This window comes from Streptomyces luteosporeus (assembly GCF_039532865.1).
In the GTDB taxonomy this organism is placed as follows: Bacteria; Actinomycetota; Actinomycetes; order Streptomycetales; family Streptomycetaceae; genus Streptomyces; species Streptomyces luteosporeus.
Genome location: NZ_BAAASL010000008.1, coordinates 146,561 through 168,852, shown reverse-complemented (window position 1 = coordinate 168,852; position 22,292 = coordinate 146,561). Strand labels below are relative to the sequence as shown.

The 22,292-nt window shown below is 73.0% G+C and carries 16 protein-coding genes and 1 pseudogene; 11 read left to right on the top strand and 6 right to left on the bottom strand.

Annotation, left to right across the window (positions count from 1 at the left end; all coding sequences use genetic code 11):
• The first annotated feature begins 23 nt into the window (after nt 1-23).
• Nucleotides 24-1,646: a chaperonin GroEL gene (gene groL / locus ABD361_RS12535; protein WP_344435119.1), complete on the top strand. Its 1,623-nt coding sequence runs from the start codon at nt 24-26 to the stop codon at nt 1,644-1,646.
• 102 nt (nt 1,647-1,748) lie between these two features.
• Here groL and ABD361_RS12530 read toward each other — a convergent pair whose 3' ends face one another.
• The 3 genes from ABD361_RS12530 to ABD361_RS12520 form a co-directional block, all read right to left on the bottom strand.
• Entirely contained in the window at nt 1,749-2,468 is a 720-nt protein-coding gene (locus ABD361_RS12530) for an ester cyclase (protein ID WP_344435117.1), read from the bottom strand.
• Between the two features lie 82 nt (nt 2,469-2,550).
• On the bottom strand, nt 2,551-3,324 hold the full coding sequence (locus tag ABD361_RS12525) for an SDR family NAD(P)-dependent oxidoreductase (protein WP_344435116.1): 774 nt from the start codon (nt 3,322-3,324) through the stop codon (nt 2,551-2,553).
• A gap of 98 nt (nt 3,325-3,422) precedes the next feature.
• Entirely contained in the window at nt 3,423-4,160 is a 738-nt protein-coding gene (locus ABD361_RS12520) for an MOSC domain-containing protein (protein WP_344435115.1), read from the bottom strand.
• A gap of 79 nt (nt 4,161-4,239) precedes the next feature.
• Here ABD361_RS12520 and ABD361_RS12515 point away from each other — a divergent pair, with 79 nt between their 5' ends.
• Nucleotides 4,240-5,151 carry a LysR family transcriptional regulator gene (locus ABD361_RS12515; protein WP_344435114.1) on the top strand — a complete coding sequence of 304 codons (912 nt, stop codon included), beginning with the start codon at nt 4,240-4,242 and terminating at the stop codon, nt 5,149-5,151.
• Between the two features lie 109 nt (nt 5,152-5,260).
• Here ABD361_RS12515 and ABD361_RS12510 read toward each other — a convergent pair whose 3' ends face one another.
• Nucleotides 5,261-5,587 (bottom strand): WhiB family transcriptional regulator, encoded by a 327-nt coding sequence (locus tag ABD361_RS12510; RefSeq protein ID WP_344435113.1) that lies wholly within the window; start codon nt 5,585-5,587, stop codon nt 5,261-5,263.
• Nucleotides 5,588-6,008: 421 nt separating this feature from the next.
• Here ABD361_RS12510 and ABD361_RS12505 point away from each other — a divergent pair, with 421 nt between their 5' ends.
• The 5 genes from ABD361_RS12505 (at nt 6,009) to ABD361_RS12485 (ending at nt 11,673) form a co-directional block, all read left to right on the top strand.
• A complete protein-coding gene (locus ABD361_RS12505; protein WP_003948568.1) occupies nt 6,009-6,620 on the top strand; it encodes a response regulator transcription factor in 612 nt (203 codons plus the stop codon).
• 261 nt (nt 6,621-6,881) lie between these two features.
• A complete protein-coding gene (locus tag ABD361_RS12500) occupies nt 6,882-7,457 on the top strand; it encodes a sigma-70 family RNA polymerase sigma factor (RefSeq protein WP_344435112.1) in 576 nt (191 codons plus the stop codon).
• 145 nt (nt 7,458-7,602) lie between these two features.
• Nucleotides 7,603-9,105, top strand: coding sequence for an IMP dehydrogenase (guaB, locus tag ABD361_RS12495; protein WP_344435111.1), 1,503 nt, complete (start codon nt 7,603-7,605; stop codon nt 9,103-9,105).
• Nucleotides 9,106-9,314: 209 nt separating this feature from the next.
• Nucleotides 9,315-10,442, top strand: coding sequence for a GuaB3 family IMP dehydrogenase-related protein (locus ABD361_RS12490; RefSeq protein ID WP_344435110.1), 1,128 nt, complete (start codon nt 9,315-9,317; stop codon nt 10,440-10,442).
• A 127-nt stretch (nt 10,443-10,569) separates the two neighbouring features.
• Entirely contained in the window at nt 10,570-11,673 is a 1,104-nt protein-coding gene (locus ABD361_RS12485) for a rod shape-determining protein (RefSeq protein ID WP_344435109.1), read from the top strand.
• A gap of 201 nt (nt 11,674-11,874) precedes the next feature.
• On the opposite strand, the gene ABD361_RS12480 is transcribed toward ABD361_RS12485, so the two are convergent.
• Nucleotides 11,875-13,146 carry a nucleotide sugar dehydrogenase gene (locus ABD361_RS12480; RefSeq protein ID WP_344435321.1) on the bottom strand — a complete coding sequence of 424 codons (1,272 nt, stop codon included), beginning with the start codon at nt 13,144-13,146 and terminating at the stop codon, nt 11,875-11,877.
• 248 nt (nt 13,147-13,394) lie between these two features.
• Between ABD361_RS12480 and ABD361_RS12475 the strand changes: the two genes are divergently transcribed.
• The 3 genes and pseudogenes from ABD361_RS12475 (at nt 13,395) to ABD361_RS12465 (ending at nt 19,339) form a co-directional block, all read left to right on the top strand.
• Nucleotides 13,395-15,101: a glycerol-3-phosphate dehydrogenase/oxidase gene (locus ABD361_RS12475; RefSeq protein ID WP_344435108.1), complete on the top strand. Its 1,707-nt coding sequence runs from the start codon at nt 13,395-13,397 to the stop codon at nt 15,099-15,101.
• Between the two features lie 232 nt (nt 15,102-15,333).
• Nucleotides 15,334-16,818: pseudogene (locus ABD361_RS12470) on the top strand (serine/threonine-protein kinase); the annotation flags it as partial.
• Between the two features lie 193 nt (nt 16,819-17,011).
• Nucleotides 17,012-19,339, top strand: coding sequence for a protein kinase (locus ABD361_RS12465; protein ID WP_344435107.1), 2,328 nt, complete (start codon nt 17,012-17,014; stop codon nt 19,337-19,339).
• Here the strand turns inward: ABD361_RS12465 and ABD361_RS12460 are convergent.
• Nucleotides 19,321-20,934: a class I adenylate-forming enzyme family protein gene (locus ABD361_RS12460; protein ID WP_344435106.1), complete on the bottom strand. Its 1,614-nt coding sequence runs from the start codon at nt 20,932-20,934 to the stop codon at nt 19,321-19,323. The genes ABD361_RS12465 and ABD361_RS12460 overlap by 19 nt on opposite strands.
• Nucleotides 20,935-21,075: 141 nt before the next feature.
• Here ABD361_RS12460 and ABD361_RS12455 point away from each other — a divergent pair, with 141 nt between their 5' ends.
• The gene (locus ABD361_RS12455; protein WP_344435105.1) at nt 21,076-22,287 is read left to right on the top strand and encodes an amidohydrolase family protein; all 1,212 of its coding nucleotides are present in this window, start codon (nt 21,076-21,078) and stop codon (nt 22,285-22,287) included.
• Nucleotides 22,288-22,292: the final 5 nt, after the last annotated feature.

The following is a 22,292-nucleotide window of genomic DNA, read 5'->3' as shown; positions in this document are numbered from 1 at the left end:
GAGATCGCGAGGATACGTAACCCATGGCCAAGACCCTGAAGTTCGACGAGGACGCCCGTCGCGCGCTCGAGCGCGGCGTCAACAAGCTCGCCGACACCGTGAAGGTGACGATCGGCCCCAAGGGCCGCAACGTCGTCATCGACAAGAAGTTCGGCGCCCCGACCATCACCAACGACGGCGTCACCATCGCCCGTGAGGTCGAGCTCGAGGACGCCTACGAGAACCTGGGCGCCCAGCTGGTCAAGGAGGTGGCGACCAAGACCAACGACATCGCGGGTGACGGCACCACCACCGCCACCGTGCTGGCCCAGGCGCTGGTCCGCGAGGGCCTGCGCAACGTCGCCGCCGGCGCCTCCCCGGCCTCCCTGAAGAAGGGCATCGACGCCGCGGTCAAGGCCGTCTCGGACGACCTGCTGGCCACCGCGCGCCCGATCGACGAGAAGTCCGACATCGCCGCCGTCGCCGCGCTGTCCGCCCAGGACAAGCAGGTCGGCGAGCTCATCGCCGAGGCGATGGACAAGGTCGGCAAGGACGGTGTCATCACCGTCGAGGAGTCCAACACCTTCGGTCTGGAGCTCGACTTCACCGAGGGCATGGCGTTCGACAAGGGTTACCTGTCGCCCTACATGGTCACCGACCAGGAGCGCATGGAGGCCGTCCTCGAGGACCCGTACATCCTCATCCACCAGGGCAAGATCTCCTCCATCCAGGACCTGCTCCCGCTGCTGGAGAAGATCATCCAGGGTGGTGGCTCCAAGCCGCTGCTGATCATCGCCGAGGACGTCGAGGGCGAGGCCCTGTCCACGCTGGTCGTCAACAAGATCCGCGGCACGTTCAACGCCGTCGCGGTCAAGGCCCCCGGCTTCGGCGACCGCCGCAAGGCGATGCTGGGCGACATGGCCACCCTCACCGGTGCCACGGTCATCGCCGAGGAGGTCGGCCTCAAGCTCGACCAGGCCGGTCTGGACGTGCTCGGCACGGCCCGCCGCGTGACCGTCACCAAGGACGACACCACCATCGTCGACGGCGGCGGCAACAGCGCGGACGTCGCCGGTCGCGTGGCCCAGATCAAGGCCGAGATCGAGACCACCGACTCCGACTGGGACCGCGAGAAGCTGCAGGAGCGCCTGGCCAAGCTGGCCGGCGGCGTCTGCGTCATCCGCGTGGGCGCGGCCACCGAGGTCGAGCTCAAGGAGAAGAAGCACCGTCTGGAGGACGCCATCTCCGCGACCCGCGCCGCGGTCGAGGAGGGCATCGTCTCCGGTGGTGGCTCCGCCCTGGTCCACGCCGCCAAGGTGCTGGAGGGCGGCCTGGGCAAGGAGGGCGACGAGGCCACCGGTGTCGCCGTCGTCCGCCGCGCCGTCGTCGAGCCGCTGCGCTGGATCGCCGAGAACGCCGGCCTCGAGGGCTACGTCATCACCTCGAAGGTGGCCGAGCTGGAGAAGGGCCACGGCTTCAACGCCGCGACCGGCGAGTACGGCGACCTGGTGAAGGCCGGCGTCATCGACCCGGTCAAGGTCACCCGCTCCGCCCTGGAGAACGCCGCCTCCATCGCCTCCCTGCTGCTGACGACCGAGACCCTGGTCGTCGAGAAGAAGGAAGAGGAGAAGGCGGAGGCCGGCCACGGCCACGGCCACGCCCACTGATCCCTGCGGATCGGATCCGCTCGCGCCGGGGCCCGGCCTCCCTTCGGGGAGGCCGGGCCCCGGCCGCGTTCGCCGGCCTCCGGCTTCCCGGCTCCCGGCGTCTCAGCCCTCGGCCGGCACCTGGCGCTGGAGGTTCACCCCGCCCAGCTGCCGCAGCAGGCCCAGCAGGTCGTAGGTCCACCAGCCCTCGGCGATCCTGCCGTCCTCCAGCCGGAAGACGGTGGTGCCGGCCATCCGCACCTCCTGGCCGGTGGGCTGCAGGCCCATGAAGTCGCCCTGGTGGCTGCCGTGCCAGGTCCAGCGGACGGCGACCCGGTCGCCCTCGGCGAGCTCGTCGTGCAGGTCGAAGCGGAAGTCGAAGGCGTCGCGCCAGTCGGTGACGTTCCGCTTCATCGCCTCGTGGCCGACGATCGGCTCGGCCCTGCCGATGTCATGGTCGCGGTAGCCGTCGGCGAAGAGATCGTCGACGAGCGCGAGGTCGCCGCCGACCGCCACCTCCTCGAAGAACCGCCGCACGGTCGACTTGCCCAGCTGTTCGTCGCGGACGACGTCGAGGTCGGTGAAGGACGGCAGGCCCTCGCAGAGGGAGACGATCTCCTGGAAGACCCGGTCGGTCTCCTGGAGGTTCGAGTTCTCCATCGCCTTCTCGAACGAGGGGAACTCGATGATCTCGATGTAGTGGTCACTGTCGGAGTGGTCCCGGCCGACGACGGAGTGGGTGGCGGTGCGCTTTCCCTCGGTGAGCGCGATCCAGTCGTCCATCAGCCGGTTCATCTTGTCGAAGTGACGGGTCCTGCAGTCGACTACTTGCACGAAAGTCATGGCACGCCTCCCCGGTCCCGGGTGATATGTCCAGGTTAGTCCTGGCGGATCACCCGGGAGGAGCAGCGCAGCGGGGCCGGGCTCAGTTCGGCCCGTAGCGGCGGCCCGTCGTGGCGCTGGCGCGCGAGACCGCCCGGCGCGGGGCCAGCTTCAGCAGCCCGGTCAGCGCCTTGTACCGCGGGTCGGGGATGGACAGCGCCTTGCCGCGCGCCAGGTCCTTCAGCGCCGCGTCCACCAGCTTGTCGGCGTCCAGCCAGAGCCAGCCGGGGACGTTCTCCGTGCCCATGCCGGCCCGCTGGTGGAACTCCGTCCGTACGAACCCGGGGCACAGCGCCATCAGCCGCACCCCGCTGCCGGCCAGGTCGCGCGCGGCGCCCTGGGTGAACTGCACGACCCACGCCTTGCTCGCCCCGTACGTGCCGCGCGGCACGAACGCCGCCACCGAGGCCACGTTGATCACGCCACCGCGCCGGCGCTCGCGCATGCTCGCCGTGGCGGCCGAGGTCAGGCGCAGCACCGCCTCGCAGTGCACCTTGAGCATCGTCAGCTCGTCGGCCATGGGCACTTCGAGGTAGCGGCCCTTGTTGCCGAAGCCGGCGTTGTTGACCAGCAGGTCCACCGGGTTCTTGCGGTCGGACAGCCGTGCCTCGACCGCCTCGATGCCCTCGTCCTGCGACAGGTCGGCGCGGAGCACCTCCACCTCGACGCGGTGGCGGTCGTGCAGCTCGGTCGCCTGCTCGCCCAGCCGCTTCTCGTCGCGGGCCACGATGACCAGGTTGTGTCCGTCGGCCGCCAGCCGGCGCGCGAAGGCCGCGCCGATGCCGGCGGTGGCTCCCGTGATCAGTGCAGTCGTCATACAGGAACGTTAGTGCTCGCGCCGCCCTCCCGGCTGCCCGCCCGGGGGCGCCGTCGCCCCTCCGGGCGCCTCACGGCTTCCTCCTGACGACCCGTGCGTCACATTCGCGCCATTGTTTCCCTTGTTTCCGCCGGTGCGGGTGCCGGTGCCGGAGCCGGTGCGGATGCCGGGCCGTACGCCAGCGCCTTCTCGCGCAGGTGCGGTGGCAGCGCCTCGCCGGCCGCCAGCAGGCCGGGCAGCAGGGCCCGCTCCGTGGTCAGGGCGCGGAAGGCGTACGCGATCGTCACCTGGTGGCCGGGGCGGTGCTCGACGGTGACGGGGTCGCCCGCCCGTACGGCGCCGGGCACCAGGACGCGCAGGTACGCCCCCGGCGCGGCCTGCTGGGTGAAGCGGCGCACCCAGCCCGCCTCGTTCAGCCAGTCGGCGAACTTCCGGCAGGGGATGCGCGGGGCGGTGACCTCCAGCAGCAGATCCGTACCTATGCGCCAACGCTCGCCGATGCGCGCCCCGTTGACGTCCAGCCCCCGGGTCGTCAGATTCTCCCCGAACGAGCCCGCCGGCAGCGGGCGGCCGAGCTCGCGCTCCCAGCCGTCCAGGTCCTCGCGGGCGAAGGCGTACACCGCCTGGTGGTCGCCGCCGTGGTAGCGCAGGTCGGCGATCGCGTCCCCGGCGAGGCCGCTGCCGCCGACGCCCCGCGGGCCGGGCGCGGTGACGGCGACGGGCCCGTCGACGGGCCGCTTGTCGATGCCGCTGGGCAGGCCGGGGGTGAAGGCGCCCTCGTGGCCGGGGCGGTCGTGCGTGCCGTTCCGGCCGACGTTCACGGAGATCACGTACATGGCCGAAGCCTATGGGGTATCGCTCAAAGCGTCGAACGGATATTTCCCTCCTGATCCAAGGTGGCCTTATGCTCGAAGAATGATCGAGGCTCGTCACCTGAGGGTGCTGCGCGCGGTGGCCACCACCGGTTCCTTCTCCGCCGCGGCCCGTGAGCTCGGCTGCACCCAGCCCGCCGTCAGCCAGCAGATGAAGGCCCTGGAGCAGTCGGCCGGCACTCCGCTGCTGATCCGCACCGGCCGGGAGATGCGCCTGACCGAGGCCGGCGAGGCCCTGGTGCGCCACGCCTCCGGCATCCTTGCCGGGCTGACCGCGGCCGAGGAGGAGATCGCGGCGATCGCGGGGCTGCGGGCCGGCCGGGTGCGCCTGGTGTCCTTCCCCAGCGGCAGCTCCACGCTCGTGCCCACCGCGCTCGCGGAGATGCGCGCCGCCCATCCGGGCACCCGTGTCTCCCTGGTCGAGGCCGAGCCGCCGCGCTCGGTGCAGATGCTCCGGGAGGGCGATTGCGAGATCGCGCTGGCCTTCCGCTACCCCCAGGTGCCCGGAGCCGATCCGGCGGCCGGTGCCGAGTGGGACGACCTCGTCGTACGGCCCCTGCTCAGCGACCGCCTCATCGGCGTGGTGCCCGAGGGACACCGCCTGGCGGGCGCGGAGCGCATCGGGATGCAGGAGCTGGAGCGCGAGCCGTGGATCGCCGGCTGCCCGCGGTGCCGGCGGCACCTGGTGGAGGTGTGCGAGGAGTCGGGCTTCACGCCGCGCATCGACTTCGCGACGGACGACTACCCGGCCGTCTTCGGGCTGGTGGGCGCCGGACTGGGCGTGGCGGTCATGCCGGAGCTGGCCCTGGAGTCGGTCCGGCCCAAGGGCATTCGTACGGTGCCGGTCGAGCCCGTCGTGCACCGCGAGATCGTCGCCCTGACGCTGCCGGACCTCGCGCGGGTGCCGGCGGTCGGGGCCATGCTCGACCGTCTGGTGGCCGCGGCGGGGCGCTGAGTCGCGCGCCGAGGTGGGGCGCCGGGCCGTACGCCCGGCCGTACGCCGGGCCGGAGCGCGCTGAGCCGCGCGCCGCGACGGGCGGGTGAGGGGCGCTCGGAGGGGGCGCTCAGGCGGTCATCGCGCCCGCGCCCGCGCCGCTCGCGTTGATGGGGCGGTGCCGTGCGCGCCCCATGAGCTCCTCGCGCTCGTCCTCCGTCAGGCCGCCCCACACGCCGTAGGGCTCCCTGACCGCCAGCGCGTGCGCCGCGCACTCGGCGCGTACCGGGCAGCGCATGCAGACCTCCTTGGCGGAGTTCTCCCGGGCGCTGCGGGCTGCTCCCCGCTCGCCCTCGGGATGGAAGAAGAGCGAGCTGTCCACTCCGCGGCAGGCGGCCAGGAGCTGCCAGTCCCACAGGTCGGCGTTGGGGCCGGGGAGGCGGGAGAAATCTGCCATGGCTTGTCCCCTCGAAGCGATCGTCGAATCCGCCGAAGCGATCCGCAGCGAACCGTGCAGGTACCTGCCTCTCCATCTGCCGTGTGAGCAGATGAAAATATGACTCATTGCGAATCTAGCCACAGACACTGGCAAATGGGAAGAAAAACAGGTCCGACCGGGCAAATGGGGCATAGCTTGGCCCGCGAGCAGGGCGCCCCCCGTGCGCCCTGCTCCGTGTCCGCGCCCTCACGTAGAGTGCCGAACACGGCCGACCAAGCCCGTAACTCTTTCGGGTGACCGTCGTTGAGAGGGCGGAGGCGGTTGACGCATGAAGCAGCCGGGCGGGTGGCAGGGCCCGGCGCCGTCGACCGCACAAGGTGACGACCAATACCAGCCTCTGGAGGCTCAAGGTGACGCGCATCAGCTGCGGAGGGCGGCCATGACATCCGTCCTCGTCTGCGACGACTCCCCGCTTGCCCGTGAAGCGCTCCGCCGCGCGGTGGCGACCGTGCCCGGCGTCGAGCGCGTGACGACGGCGGCCAACGGCGAGGAAGTCCTCCGCCGCTGGGGCGCCGATCGCTCGGACCTCATTCTCATGGACGTACGCATGCCCGGGCTCGGCGGAGTGGAGACCGTGCGCCGGCTGCTGTCCGCCGACCCCGGCGCCCGGATCATCATGCTCACGGTCGCCGAGGACCTCGACGGCGTCGCGCTCGCGGTCGCCGCCGGCGCCCGCGGCTACCTGCACAAGGACGCCTCGCGCGCCGAGCTGCGGGCCACCGTGACCCAGGCGCTCGCCGACCCCACCTGGCGGCTGGCCCCGCGCCGGCTGCGCTCCGCCGAGATGGGCGCCGCGCCCACCCTCACCGCGCGCGAGATCCAGGTGCTGGAGGGCATGAGCCACGGCCGCTCCAACGCCGAGATCGGCCGCGAGCTGTTCCTCTCCGAGGACACCGTCAAGACCCACGCCCGGCGCCTGTTCAAGAAGCTGGGCGCCTCGGACCGTGCGCACGCCGTGGCGCTCGGTTTCCGCTGGGGACTGGTCCGGTAGGCGTGAGCCGGACCGTTCCGGTGGGCGAGCGGGCGGGGCGGGGCGCCGTGCGCTCCGCCCCCGAGGCCCCGGCCACCCGGCCCGCTGCACGTTTCCCGCGCGCTGCCGCATCCTTGAGGTATGGAGTTCCTCGGGGACGGCTCGGGCAGGCGTGATGGGAAGGTGCGGGAGATGACCGCCGGCGCACCCGCTCATAACGCTTCGGTGCACAACTATGGATGCGGTGCCACGGAGAATCCGGCTTCACGGCACCATGGACCGATGCGCGACGACGACACGACAGCCATTGGCGCGCTCGTCGCCCGCGCAGCCGAGGGCGACCGGCGGGCCACGCACGACCTGCTCGCTCTCGTGCACCCGCTCGCGCTGCGCTACTGCCGCACGCGGCTCTCCCGCCTGCCGGGCGATGCCCGGCACTTCGTCGACGACCTGGCCCAGGAGGTCTGCCTCGCGGTGCTGTGCGCCCTGCCGCGCTACCGCGACACGGGCCGCCCCTTCGAGGCGTTCGTGGTGGCCATCGCCGCCCACAAGGTCGCCGACCTGCAGCGCGCCGCGATGCGCCACCCGGGCAGCACGGCCGTGCCCTCCGACGAGATGCCGGAGCAGCCGGACGATTCGCTCGGCCCGGAGGAGAGGGCCCTGCTCAGCAGCGATGCCGAGTGGGCCAAGAAACTGCTCGCCAACCTCCCGGAGAACCAGCGGGAGCTCGTGCTGCTGCGCGTCGCCGTGGGGCTGACGGCCGAGGAGACGGGACAGATGCTGGGCATGTCGCCCGGTGCCGTGCGCGTCGCCCAGCACCGGGCGCTGAGCAGGCTGCGGGCGCTCGCCGAACAGTGAGCCGCCCGCCTCGCGCGGTGTCTTCGTACGGCACGTCGTACGAAGCTCCAAGTGATGCGGGCCTCACTCCTCGTGGAATGGGACACCTTGCGGCGGCCGTTAGCATGGGAGTCCTCGCTGGGGCAAGACCATTTGGGAAGGTGTCATGACTGACAACGTCGACGGACTGCCCGGGAAATTCGCGATGCTGGGTCTGACATACGACGACGTCCTGCTGATGCCGGGCGCCTCAGAGGTCCTGCCGAACACCGTGGACACCTCCTCCCGGGTCTCGCGCAACGTGCGGGTCAACATCCCGCTGATGTCCGCCGCCATGGACAAGGTCACCGAGGCCCGCATGGCCATCGCCATGGCCCGCCAGGGCGGCGTGGGCGTCCTGCACCGCAACCTCTCCATCGAGGACCAGGCCAACCAGGTCGACCTGGTCAAGCGCTCGGAGTCCGGCATGGTCTCCGACCCGATCACCGTCCGCCCGGACGCCACGCTCGCCGAGGCCGACGCCCTGTGCGCCCGCTTCCGCATCAGCGGCGTCCCGGTGACCGACGAGGCCGGCAAGCTGCTCGGCATCGTCACCAACCGCGACATGGCCTTCGAGACCGACCGCGGCCGCGCCGTGCGCGAGGTCATGACGCCGATGCCGCTGGTCACCGGCAAGGTCGGCATCTCCGGCGAGGACGCCATCGAGCTGCTGCGCCGCCACAAGATCGAGAAGCTGCCGCTGGTCGACGACGGCGGTGTGCTCAAGGGCCTGATCACGGTCAAGGACTTCGTCAAGGCCGAGAAGTACCCGAACGCCGCCAAGGACGCGGGCGGCCGCCTGATCGTCGGCGCCGCGGTGGGCGTGGGCGACGAGGCGTACGAGCGCGCCCAGGCGCTGGTCGAGGCCGGCGTGGACTTCCTCGTCGTGGACAGCGCCCACGGCCACAGCCGCGGCATCCTCGACATGATCGCCAAGGTCAAGTCCAACATCAACGTCGACGTCGTCGGCGGCAACGTCGCCACCCGCGACGGCGCACAGGCGCTCATCGACGCCGGCGCGGACGGCGTCAAGGTCGGCGTCGGCCCCGGCTCGATCTGCACCACCCGCGTCGTCGCCGGCATCGGCGTCCCGCAGGTCACCGCGATCTACGAGGCCGCCCAGGCCTGCCACGCGGCCGGCGTGCCGCTCATCGGCGACGGCGGCCTGCAGTACTCCGGCGACATCGCCAAGGCGATCGCCGCCGGCGCCGACGCCGTGATGCTGGGCTCGCTGCTGGCCGGCTGCGAGGAGTCGCCGGGCGAGATGGTCTTCATCAACGGCAAGCAGTTCAAGTCGTACCGCGGCATGGGCTCGCTGGGCGCGATGCAGTCCCGCGGCCAGGCCCGGTCGTACTCCAAGGACCGCTACTTCCAGGACAACGTCCTCTCCGAGGACAAGCTGGTGCCCGAGGGCATCGAGGGCCAGGTGCCCTACCGCGGCCCGCTGGCCTCGGTGGCCCACCAGCTCGTCGGCGGCCTGCGCGCCTCCATGGGCTACGTCGGCTCCGCCACCGTGCCCGAGCTCAAGGACAAGGGCCGCTTCGTGCGGATCACCTCCGCGGGCCTGAAGGAGAGCCACCCGCACGACATCCAGATGACGGTAGAGGCGCCGAACTACTCCCGCCGCTAGCCCGGCGCCCCCGGCCGGGGGTCCGGGGGTTGCCCCCCGGAGGATGCCGTCAGATGACCGTAGAGGCGCCGAACTACTCCCGCCGGTAGTAGTGCCGTAGCTTCCTACAGTGCCGCAGGAGCCCGCGACCGCCAGGCCGCGGGCTCCGCCGCTTCGGGGATACTGGATGCGGCAGACGGAGCGCCAGAGCAATTGGAAAGGCCACAGACGTGACTGAGATCGAGATCGGGCGCGGCAAGCGCGGGCGCCGGGCGTACGCGTTCGACGACATCGCCGTCGTCCCCAGTCGCCGTACCCGCGACCCGAAGGAGGTCTCGATCGCCTGGCAGATCGACGCCTACCGCTTCGAGCTGCCGTTCATGGCCGCCCCCATGGACTCGGTCGTCTCGCCCGAGACCGCCATCCGCATCGGTGAGCTGGGCGGCCTGGGCGTGCTCAACCTCGAGGGCCTGTGGACCCGCTACGAGGACCCCGAGCCGCTGCTGGCCGAGATCGCCGAGCTGGACGAGCGCACCGCGACCCGCCGCCTGCAGGAGATCTACGCCGCTCCGATCAAGGAGGAGCTGATCGGGCAGCGCATCAAGGAGGTCCGCGACTCCGGCGTCGTGACCGCCGCCGCGCTCTCCCCGCAGCGCACCGCGCAGTTCTCCAAGGCCGTCGTCGACGCCGGCGTGGACATCTTCGTCATCCGCGGCACGACCGTCTCCGCCGAGCACGTCTCGTCCGCCGCCGAGCCGCTGAACCTCAAGCAGTTCATCTACGAGCTCGACGTCCCCGTCATCGTCGGCGGCTGCGCCACCTACACCGCGGCCCTGCACCTGATGCGCACCGGTGCCGCGGGTGTGCTCGTCGGCTTCGGTGGCGGCGCCGCCCACACCACCCGCAACGTCCTGGGCATCCAGGTCCCGATGGCCACCGCCGTCGCGGACGTGGCCGCCGCCCGCCGCGACTACATGGACGAGTCCGGCGGCCGCTACGTGCACGTCATCGCCGACGGCGGCGTGGGCTGGTCCGGCGACCTGCCCAAGGCCATCGCCTGCGGTGCCGACGCCGTGATGATGGGCTCCCCGCTCGCCCGCGCCACCGACGCGCCGGGCCGCGGCCACCACTGGGGCATGGAGGCCGTCCACGAGGACGTGCCGCGCGGCAAGCGCATGAACCTGGGCGTGGTCGGCAGCACCGAGGAGATCCTGCTCGGCCCGTCGCACACCCCCGACGGCTCGATGAACTTCTTCGGCGCCCTGCGCCGCGCGATGGCCACCACCGGTTACAGCGAGCTCAAGGAGTTCCAGCGCGTCGAGGTGACGGTCGCCCCGTCGCAGCACGACAACCGCTGACGTCCTCCGGCTTCGAACGGGCCCGTACCGCCACGGCGCGGTGCGGGCCCTTCGTCTTGCCCGAACTGTGTGTCAGCTGTTCGTCAGCGCCATATAAAGGTTCGATCATAGGGAATACTGGCGACTTATGGCGCAAAGCAAGTCGTTCAGCGGCAGGGACATGGGCATCGACCTCGGCACCGCGAACACGCTGGTGTACGTGCGGGGCAAGGGAGTGGTGCTCAACGAGCCCTCGGTCGTCGCCGTCAACGCCGAAGACGGCAGTGTGCTCTCCGTCGGCTCGGAAGCCAAGGAGACCATCGGTCGGACCCCCTCCAACATCGTCGCCATACGCCCCCTGCGGGACGGCGTCATAGCCGACTTCGAAGTGGCCGAGCGGATGCTGCGGCACTTCATCAAGAAGGTGATGGGCAACCGCCTCTTCTCGCGGCCGCGGGTCGTGGTGTGCGTGCCCTCCGGCATCACCGGTGTCGAGCGGCGCGCGGTCATCGAGGCCGCCTCCCAGGCCGGGGCCCGGGCGGTGCACCTGGTGGAGGAGCCCATGGCGGCGGCGATCGGCGCGGGGCTGCCGGTCAGCGAGCCGACCGGCTGCATGGTCGTCGACATCGGCGGCGGCACCACCGAGGTCGCGGTCATCTCGCTGGGCGGCATCGTCACCGCCCGCTCGGTGCGCACGGCGGGCGACGCGATGGACGCGGCCATCATGTCGTACGTCAAGAAGGAGTACGCCCTCGCGATCGGTGAACGCACCGCCGAGGAGCTCAAGATGACCATCGGCTCGGCCTCGCCGGTCTACTGGGCCCCCGCGAACGGCGCGGTCGGCGACTCCGAGGAGACCCAGGGCCTCGCGCCCTCGGACCGCACCACCATCCGCGGCCGCGACCAGGTCAGCGGCCTGCCCAAGACGCTGGAGCTGACGGCCGACGAGATCCGTCACGCGCTCACCGAGCCGGTGGACGCCATCGTGATGGCCGTGCGTCAGACCCTCGACGAGACGCCGCCGGAGCTCTCCGGCGACATCATGGACCGCGGCATCGTCCTGACCGGCGGCGGTGCGCTGCTGCGCGGGCTGGACGTGCGGCTGAGCCGTGAGCTGGACATCCCGGTGCTCATCGCCGACGACCCGCTGGACTGCGTCGCCGTGGGCACGGGCCGCTGCGTGGAGAACTTCGCCTCGCTGCGGACGGTGCTCGACGCCCAGCCGCGGATGCTCTCCACCGGCCGCCTCTAGGGCCTGCCCGGTGGCCCGGGCCTGGGGGTGGTGCGTCGGCTGCGGGCCGTCGGTGGCCGATCGCGCAGTTCCCCGCGCCCCTGATGGGCGCCCCGTAGGGGCGCGGGGAACTGCGCGACAAGCCACGACGTGCCCGCAGACAGGGTGCCGTGTCGCGCCCACGCGGCGGCAGCCGCATGGGCGCCTTCCGGCGCGCCCGCCCTACAGGCGGTGCGCCGAGCCGGCGGGGCTCGCGCCCCGGGTGTCCAGCAGCAGCTGCGCCTTGACCGCGAGCCCCTGCAGGTCGTACGTGCGGTGGTGCTGCAGAAGCACCGTCAGGTCCGCCTCGGCCGCGGCCTCGTAGAGGCAGTCCGCGCGCGGCACGGGCCGGTCCAGTACGTGCCAGTGGGCGGCGTAGGGGTCGTGGTAGCTCAGCAGGGCGCCCATCTTCATCAGCCGGACCGCGATCTCGTGGGCCGGCGAGCCCGTCTGGTCGGCGACGTCGGGCTTGTAGCTGACGCCCAGCAGCAGGACGCGGGCGCCGCGCGCGGACTTGCCGTGCTCGTTGAGAAGCGCGGCGCAGCGCTGGATGACGTAGCGGGGCATGCGTCCGTTGATCTCCTGGGCCAGTTCCACCATGCGCAGCGGGTCGCCGAGGCCGCGGCTGCGGTAGGAGGGCAGGGCGCCGGGGTCGATGGGCACGCCGTGGCCGCCGACGCCGGGGCCGGGGCGGAAGGCCTGGAAGCCGAACGGCTTGGTCTCGGCGCAGCGCAGGACGTCCCACAGGTCGACGCCGATGTCGTGGCAGAAGACAGCCATCTCGTTCGCCAGCGCGATGTTGACGTGCCGGTAGTTGCTCTCCAGCATCTTGACGGCCTCCGCCTCGCGCGGGCCGCGGGCCCGGACGACCTTTTCGCAGATCCGCCCGTAGAAGGCGGCGGCGGCCTCGGTGCAGGCGGGGGTCAGGCCGCCGATGACCTTGGGGGTGTTGGCCAGGCCGTGGAGGCGGTTGCCCGGGTCCAGGCGGCTGGGGGAGTAGGCCAGGTGGAAGTCGCGGCCCGCGCGCAGCCCGGAGCCGCTTTCGAGGATGGGACGCAGGTATTCCTCCGTGGCGCCCGGGTAGACGGTGGACTCCAGAACAACAGTGGTGTTCGGCCGCAGCCGGGGCGCCAGGGCGCGGGCGGCGTCGCCGACGGCGCCGAGGTCCAGTGCCCGGTCCTCGCCCAGCCGGGTGGGCGCGCAGATCACGGCCGTGCGGACCCTGCCGAGCTCGGCGTCCTCGGTGGTGGCGCGGAAGCCGGCGGCGACCATCCGGCGCACGTCTCCCGCGGTGAAGCCGTCGGCGCCGCCGGAGGGCACCCGGCCCGCGCGCAGCTCGGCGACCGTGCGGGCGTCGGTGTCGTACCCGACGGTGGGGATGGCGGCGTCGGTCGCGGCCCGGGCGAGCGGGAGGCCGAGGTGGCCTAGGCCGATGACGGCGAGGTCTGCGGGCATGGCGGCGGGCATGGGGCGATGCGGTCCTTCCCGGAAGGGGGACGTCCGGCGGGGCTCGGCCGTTACATCAGGTTAGGCGGATATATGACTGATATCCGGTATTGCCCAGCTGTGCCGGGTGTGGTGTCCGGGGCCCCGGCCGGGCGGCTCGCGCACGGCCCGGGCGGCCGATCTGGGGCAGCATCGAAGAGAGGACGGGTACTCGCCCGCGCGGCGGGTACGCGGAAGCGGCCAGGCGGGAGGCAGTGGTGAGGACAGCGACACTCGGGCCGGCCGAGCGCGGCGAGGCGCTCGCCCGGATGGCGGAGCGGGAACTGGACATCCTGGTGGTCGGCGGCGGCGTCGTGGGCGCCGGCACCGCGCTGGACGCGGCCACCCGCGGGCTCGCGACCGGCCTCGTCGAGGCCCGGGACTGGGCCGCGGGCACCTCCAGCCGCTCCAGCAAGCTCATCCACGGCGGTCTGCGCTACCTGGAGATGCTCGACTTCGCCCTGGTGCGCGAGGCGCTCAAGGAGCGCGGCCTGCTGCTGCAGCGCCTGGCCCCGCACCTGGTCAAGCCGGTGCCCTTCCTCTACCCGCTGCAGCACAGAGGATGGGAGCGCCTGTACGCCGGCTCGGGCGTGGCGCTGTACGACGCGATGTCGCTGTCGTCCGGGCACGGCCGCGGGCTGCCGGTGCACCGCCACCTCAGCCGCAGCAAGGCGCTGCGGGTGGCGCCCTGCCTGCGCAAGGACGCCTTGGTGGGCGCCCTGCAGTACTACGACGCCCAGATGGACGACGCCCGCTACGTCACCACCCTCGTGCGCACGGCTGCCGCCTACGGCGCCGACGCCGCCAACCGCGCGCGGGTGGTGGGCTTCCTGCGCGAGGGCGAGCGGGTGGTCGGCGCCCGGGTGCGCGACCTCGAACAGGGCGGCGAGTTCGAGATCCGCGCCCGGCAGGTCGTCAACGCCACGGGCGTGTGGACGGACGACACCCAGCAGCTCATCGCCGAGCGCGGGCAGTTCCACGTGCGGGCGTCCAAGGGCATCCACCTGGTGGTGCCCAAGGACCGCATCCACTCCACCACCGGGCTGATCCTGCGTACCGAGAAGAGCGTGCTCTTCGTCATCCCCTGGGGCAGGCACTGGATCATCGGTACGACGGACACCGACTGGGACCTGGACAAGGCCCACCCGGCCGCCTCCAGCGCCGACATCGACTACCTGCTCGAACACGTCAACTCGGTGCTGGCGGTGCCGCTCACCCGCGACGACGTGCAGGGCGTCTACGCGGGGCTGCGCCCGCTGCTGGCGGGTGAGTCGGACGCGACGAGCAAGCTCTCGCGCGAGCACACGGTGGCCCACCCGGTGCCGGGGCTGGTGGTCGTGGCGGGCGGCAAGTACACCACGTACCGCGTGATGGCCAAGGACGCCGTGGACGAGGCGGTGCACGGGCTCTCGCAGCGGGTCGCCGACTGCGTCACCGAGGACGTGCCGCTCGTGGGCGCCGAGGGCTACCGGGCGCTGTGGAACGGCCGGGCACGGCTCGCGGTGCGCACGGGCCTGCACGTGGCCCGCGTCGAACACCTGCTCAACCGCTACGGGTCGCTGGTCGACGAGGTGCTCGCCTACGTCACCGCCGACCCGTCGCTGGGCGAACCCCTGACGGGTGCCGACGACTACCTGCGGGCGGAGGTCGTCTACGCGGCCTCGCACGAGGGGGCGCGGCACCTGGACGACGTGCTGACCCGGCGCACGCGGATCTCGATCGAGACCTTCGACCGCGGAACGCGCTGCGCCCGTGAGGTCGCCGACCTCATCGCGCCGGTGCTGGGCTGGGACGCCTCCCAGGTCGACAAGGAGGTCGAGCACTACGAGAAGCGCGTGGAGGCCGAACGCGAGTCGCAGCGCCAGCCGGACGACCTGACGGCGGACGCGGCCCGGCTGGGGGCGCCGGACATCCAGCCGGTGTGAGTGGCGCGTAAGGGCTGCCGGTGACCGTCTTGTGACAGGGCGGCAGCAACGGGAACCGGACGTTCCGGAAGGAAGTCCTCACAAAGGGAGCCGCGGAGGCGCCACCGTGCCCCTCGGCATGCACTCGTCACCGGGGCTCTCGGACCCTGGCCTTCCACCGGTCCGCGGATGAGAGACAATGGTCGCTCTGCCAGGGTCGGTTGGTCGCAGAGCTGATTGCCAGAGGGGACGCATGTCGGAGGCGGAGCAGACGCAGGGCACGACAGGGCGCCTCCTCGCCGGGCGTTATCGCCTCGGAGGCGTCCTCGGACGCGGTGGCATGGGCACCGTCTGGCGTGCCACGGACGAGACCCTGGGCCGGGTCGTCGCGGTGAAGGAGCTGCGTTTTCCGGCCAACATCGACGAGGACGAGAAGCGACGCCTCATCACGCGGACGCTGCGCGAGGCCAAGGCCATCGCCCGCATCCGCAGCGCCGGCGCCGTCACGGTCTACGACGTCGTCCACGAGGACGACCGTCCGTGGATCGTCATGGAGCTCATCGAGGGCCGCTCGCTCGCCGACGTCATCCGCGAGGACGGTCCGCTGCACTGGCGCAGAGCCGCCGAAGTCGGCCTCGCCGTCCTCGACGTGCTGCGCGCCGCCCACCGCGAGGGCATCCTGCACCGCGACGTGAAGCCGTCCAACGTGCTCATCGCCGATGACGGCCGCGTCGTCCTCACCGACTTCGGCATCGCCCAGGTCGAGGGCGACCCCTCCGTCACCTCCACCGGCATGCTGGTGGGCGCCCCCTCCTACATCTCCCCCGAGCGCGCCCGCGGCCAGAAGCCGGGCCCGCCGGCCGACCTGTGGTCGCTGGGCGGCCTGCTGTACGCGGCCGTCGAGGGCGCGCCGCCGTACGACAAGGGGTCGGCCATAGCGACCCTGACCGCCGTGATGACCGAGCCGCTGGGTCCGCCGAAGAACGCGGGCCCGCTGGCCGAGGTCATGTACGGCCTGCTGGCCAAGGACGCGCACAAGCGCCTGGACGAGCCCGGCGCCCGCGCCCTGCTGACGGACGCAGTCAACGCCCCCGACGAGCACCAGGTGAAGAAGCCGAAGCGCGACCCGGACCTGGAGGCGACGCAGGCGATCGCCATACCGTCGATACCGGACAAGCCGGCCCGCCCCGCGGGCGGCGCGTCCGCCGCCCCGGCGAAGGCGGGCAAGCGGGAGTCCGGCGGGGAGCGCACGCAGCGCACGCCGTCCTCCGCGCCCTCCCTGTCGCAGGGCGGGTCGGGCTCCTCCACGGCGGCCGGCCCGGCCGGCCGCCCGGGCGCCGCCGCGTCCGCCGCGCGCTCCGGCTCCGGCTCCGGCCAGCGCCACCACGGCGCCTTCCGGCCCCTGCGGGATGTCGACGCGGTGAGCGCGTCGGCCGCGCGCTCGGAGGAGTCCGGGCAGCCCGTGAAGCTGCGCGTGGGCAGCGTCGCCGCCGGCGCCCGGGGCGCCCGGGGCCTGCGCGGCGGCACGACGTACGGCCGGGCCTCCCTCACCGACGTGGTCCCGCGCAAGGTCCTGCTCGCGGCGGCGGTCGTCGTCGTGCTCGTCGTCATCGGCACCGTGCTCGCGATCTCCCTGAGCGGCGGCAAGGACGAGGACAAGGGCGGCTCTCCCGCACCGCACAAGAAGGCCGCGCTCGTGCTGACCACCCCGGGCACCCCGGCCGCCGGCGGACCGGCCGGGACGTACTGAGCCGTACGGGCCCTGAGGGGCCGGTCCGGCACGTATCGTGAAGGACCGGGGACCGTACGCATCCGTACGGGACCGCGAGGCGCCCGTCAAAGCGTCGCGTGGCGACCGCCTTTGACGGTCGTTCGGGGCAGTGCCGGGCCGCACGGTGGGCACGAGGGGATCGCACGATCGGGGAGGCGTCGTGGACGACTACGCGGGCCGGGTGCTCGCCGACCGCTACCGTCTGCCGCAGCCCCCGTCCGATGCGTACGAGTTCGTCGAGACGAGAGCCTTCGACACCTACAGCGGGCAGGAGGTCTTCGTCCGGCAGGTGCCGCTGCCGGAGGTCGTCGACGCGGAGGTCGTGGGCGAGGACGCCCCGCGCCACGGCGCGCGCCGTGGCCGGGGCGCCGACGACCCCGCGGTGCGCCGGGCCCTGACGGCCGCCACCGCCGCCGCGCAGATCCCCGACCACCCCCGGCTCGACCAGGTCTTCCACGTCTTCGCCGAGGCCGGCAGTCTCTGGGTCGTCAGCGAACTGGTCTCCGCACGCCCGCTGGCCGCCGTGCTCGCCGAGCGCACCCTGAGCCCGCACCGGGCGGCCGAGGTGGCCGCGGACGTCCTGACCGCCCTGCGGACCCTGCACAACCAGGGCTGGACGCACCGCAACATCACCGCCCGCACGGTCCTCATCTGCGACGACGGCCGCGCCATTCTCACCGGTCTGGCCGCGGGCGCGGCCGAGGAGGCCCTCTGCGGTCACGACCCCGTCCCCCGCCCCCGGGCGCCGCAGGCGACCGCCGCACCCCCCGGCCCTGCCGGGAACCGTGGCGGGACGGCCGGCGCGACGGCCGGCGGGGCCGCCGCCGTGCCGCGGCAGGGCGGGCCCGCGTACCGCGACCAGGGCGCCGCCGGTGGGCCCGGGCGCACCGGCGGGCTCGACCCCCGCGCCGTGCGGTCCGGGGCCATCGCCGCCTATCACGCGGCCGCCCGCGCCGCCGCCGCGAAGGCGGCGGCCCGGGCCGGCGCCGCGCCGGCCACCGGGGCCTCGACCTGGGGCGGGGGCAGTGCTGCCAGCGGCACCGCCCCCGCGCCCGAGAGCACCCCACCGGGCCGGCCGGACGGCCTGCTGCCGGGCCCGGCGCGGGAGCCGGGCCGCAAGGACGCCGCCCCGCAGCCGGCCACATCGCCCGGGCCGGCGGCCGGGGGCAACTGGGACCTGCCGGCCGGACCGGCCGACGCCCTCGCCGCCGAACGGGCCCGCCAGGCCCGCATGCTGGTCGTGGGCGCCGTCACCGAGCGCTGGGCGCCCGAACAGGCCTGGCCCGTGCAGGAGAACTGGCAGCTCGCCCCGCCCGTCGGCCCCGCCGCCGACCTGTGGGCGCTGGGCGCCCTGCTCTTCCGCGCCGTGCAGGGGCACGCCCCCTACCCGGAGGACAGCACGGCCGAGCTCGTCCAGGTCGTGTGCGCCGAGCCGCCCGCGTACGCCGAGGAGTGCGGCGCGCTGCGGCCCGTCGTCGAGTCCCTCATGCGCAAGGACCCGGCGGAGCGCCCCGACTTCGAGGAACTGCGCGGCTGGCTGCGCTCCCTGATCCGCTCGGCCCCCGAGCCCGACCTGGGGAGCCGCACGGTCACGGTGCCCTCGATCGGCGCGCCCGCGACCGAGGCGCGCCGGCTGCCGGTCGTCCGGCGCCGCGGCGAGCTGGTCCGGCGTCGCCGCGGCCGGGTCCCGGCCGGGGCCGCCGGCCGGGCCGTGGGGCACGGGCGCCACAAGCGCACCACGCGTGAGGCGGAGCGCGGTCCGGCGGAGACCACCGGGCACCTGCGCCAGGAGGAGGTGCGCACGGCCCCGGCCCCCTACCGCCTCGGCCGGCTGCTCGTGGGCCTCATCCTGCTCACGCTCATCGGCGCCGTGGTGTACGCCCTGCTGTTCATGCCGCGCGCGGACGACAGCGCCGACCGGGCGCCGACCGACCGTACGGGTTCGGCCGGTGCCGTGAGCGCGGCGCCGGGCAACAGCGCCGCGGCGGACACCCTGGACCAGGCGTCCGCGGGCGGCGCCGCCCCCGGTGCCCCGGCCAAGGGCTTCGGCCTGCGCACCGACCCGGAGGGCTTCTCCGTCTCCGTCGCCCAGAACTGGCAGCGCCGCGGTGCCAACGAGCGCGGCCAGGTCGTCTACGTCGGCGGCGACTACGAGCTGATCGTGGTGCCGGGCAGGGACAAGGCGGCGGAGTTCGGTCGCGATCCCATGGCCTACCAGCAGGACAAGGAACCGGAGCTGGCCCCCTACCGCTCGTCCTCGTGGTCGGGCGCCTCGGGCCTCAAACGCGTCGACGTCGGCACCACCGCGGCGGCCGAGGGCGCGTTCAACTGGAACGACAGCAGCGGCCGTCAGGTGTACGTGCGCAACGCGGCCGTGCTGATGGGGGACCGCTACCACGTCATCCAGGTGCGCGGGCCGATCGACGAACAGCGCTCGGTGGACACCTTCTTCGAGCAGGCCCGCTCCAGCTACCGCGCCGGCGGCTGAGCCGAGAACCGCTCGCGCAACGGCTGCTTGAGCACCTTGCGCAGGGTCTCGCTGCGCGGCAGCTCGTCGACGATCTCCAGCTGCTCGGGCAGCTTGTGGACGGCCAGCCCGGCGGCGCGCAGATGGGCCGTGACGTCCTGGAGGGCCAGCGGCCGGGCCCCGGCCGGTTGCTGGACGACGGCGCACACGCGCTCGCCGCGCTCGGCGTCCGGCAGGCCGATGACGGCGCAGTCCTCGATGCCCGGGTGGCGGTGAAGGAGCTGTTCGACCTCCTGCGCGGAGATGTTCTCCCCTTTGCGGATGATGACGTCCTTCAGGCGTCCGGTCAGGACGAGGAAGCCGTCGTCGGTGAGGTGCCCGCGGTCGCCGGTGTGCAGGAAGCCGTCGGCGTCGAACGCCTCGGCCGTATGGGTGGGGTCGAGGTAGCCGTGGCACACGGCGTCCCCGCGCAGGCACACCTCCCCGTCGGTGCCGGCGGGTGCCGGGGTGTTGTCCGGCGCGGTGATGCGGATTTCCATGCCGGACCGTGGTGGCCGCCCCTCGGTGCCGGCCAGCCGCTCCTGCGGGTCCTCCGGGCGGCCCATGGTGATGGTGGGGGCCTCGGTCATGCCGTAGCCGTGCAGGAGCCGGCACCCCAGCTCGCGGACCACCTCGCCGTACAGCTGCGGCGGCCTGGGCGCTCCGCCGCCCGCCAGCATCCTGAGGGTGGGGATGATCCGGCGGCCGGGATCCTTGCGCTGCTCGGCGAGGAACATCGCGTAGAACGCGGTGGAGCCGCCGGCCACCGTCACCCCGTGGCGGCGGTAGGCGCCCAGCGAGCCGGGCAGTGCGAAATGCTCGAAGAGCACCACCGGGAAGCCGCGCAGCAGCGCCATCACCGTGTAGTCCGGGCCCGCCACGTGCGCGTACGGGAAGGCCATGGACCCGACGTCGGCGGCCGTGGTGCCGAGCGCCTCGGCGAGGTGGGCCCCGGCGGCGATCAGGCTCCGGTCGGAATGCAGGACGCCTTTGGGGTCGGCCGTGGTGCCGGAGGTCCAGTGGATCCAGCGGACCTCCGTGCCGTCGGCGGGCGGGGGCGGCAGCGGTGCGGGGTCCGCTTCCGGCAGGGCGTCGTAGGCGGTCACGACGAGCGGGGGCACGGGCAGGGCGCGGGCCAGTCGGCGGGCCATCGCCGTGTGGTCGAAGCCCCGCAGCACTCCGGGCACCGCGAGGAACGCGGCATTTGTTGCCCGCAGCGCGTGCCCGGCCTCGCGGTCGCGGTAGGCGGGGACGAAGGGCGACTGGACCGCCCCGAGCCGCGCCAGCGCGAAGCTGAGGACGACGGTCTCGATACGCGTGGGCAGCTGCCAGACGAACCGGCTGCCCGGCCGTACGCCCAGCATGTGCAACCAGGCGGCGACCGCCTCGGCCCGGGTGCGCAGGGCGCCGAAGGTGATCCGCCGGTCGCCGGCCGGGCCGTCGGCGGCCGGGGAGTCCGCCTGGACGAAGGCCGGTGCGTCCGGGGTGAGGGCGGCACGGCGGCTCAGAAGCTCCCACAGGGTGGGGGAGCGGTCGAGGCCCCCGGCGGGCTCCCCAGCGGTGATGACGCGCTGCACGGCGACCCCCAAGACGTCGGCCGAAGACCTGATGAAGCGTCAGCAATGTCGTGGAGCGTAGGTCGCCGCGCCTTGCCGGTCCAGGGGGTGCGGGCTAGCCTCCGCATTAACTGACGGTACGTCAGATTGCGAGGTGTGCTCATGGACCTGCCGCGCATCGTCAGCGTCGACGACCACGTCATCGAGCCGGCGCATCTCTTCGACACCTGGCTGCCGGCGAAGTACCGCGAGCGGGGTCCGAAGCCGCTGACCGCCGGAATCGGCGAGCTCGCGTACGTGGGGGGCCGGTACCGCTTCACCACCGACCCGGAGGGCGAGCCCACGGACTGGTGGGAGTACGAGGGGAACCTCTTCCCGTACAAGCGGGTGATCGCGGCGGTGGGCTTCGACCGGGACGCGATGACGCTGGAGGGCATCACCCGCGCGGACATGCGCCCCGGGTGCTGGGATCCGGGCGAGCGCCTGAAGGACATGGACGTGGGGCACGTGGAGGCTTCGTTGTGCTTCCCGACGTTCCCGCGGTTCTGCGGGCAGACCTTCGCCGAGGCCGCGGACAAGGAGGTCGCGCTCGCCTGCGTGCGCGCCTACAACGACTGGATGGTCCAGGAGTGGTGCGGCGACAGCGGTGGCCGGCTGATCCCCCTGTGCCTGATCCCGCTGTGGGACGTCCGCCTGGCGGTGGCCGAGATCGAGCGCAACGCCGCCCGGGGGGTGCGCGCGGTCACCTTCAGCGAGCTGCCCACCCACCTGGGCCTGCCCAGCATCCACACCGGCTACTGGGACCCCTTCTTCGCCGCCTGCCAGGACACCGGCACGGTGGTGTGCATGCACATCGGCTCCTCCTCGCAGATGCCGGCCGCCTCCCCCGACGCGCCTCCTGCCGTGCAGGCCACGCTGTCCTTCAACAACGCCATGGCCTCGCTCGCCGACTTCCTCTTCAGCGGCGTCCTCGTCCGCTTCCCCCGCCTCAAGCTCGCCTACAGCGAGGGACAGATGGGCTGGATCCCCTACGCCCTGGAGCGCGCCGACGACGTCTGGCGCGAGCACCGGGCCTGGGGCGGGGTGCGCGACCTGGTGCCCGAACCGCCCTCGGGCTACTACTACCGCCAGGTCTTCTGCTGCTTCTTCCGCGACAAGCACGGCGTCGCCTCGCTGGATGCCGTCGGACGCGACAACGCCACCTTCGAGACCGACTACCCCCACGTCGACTCCACCTGGCCCCACACCCGCCAGGTCGCCCTCGACCACGTCCGGGGCCTCGACGACGTCACCGTCCACAAGATCCTGCGCGGCAACGCCATCCGCATGCTCGGCCTCGACCTCGCCTGCGGCCCCGACGGTGCGGGGGCCTGAGCGCC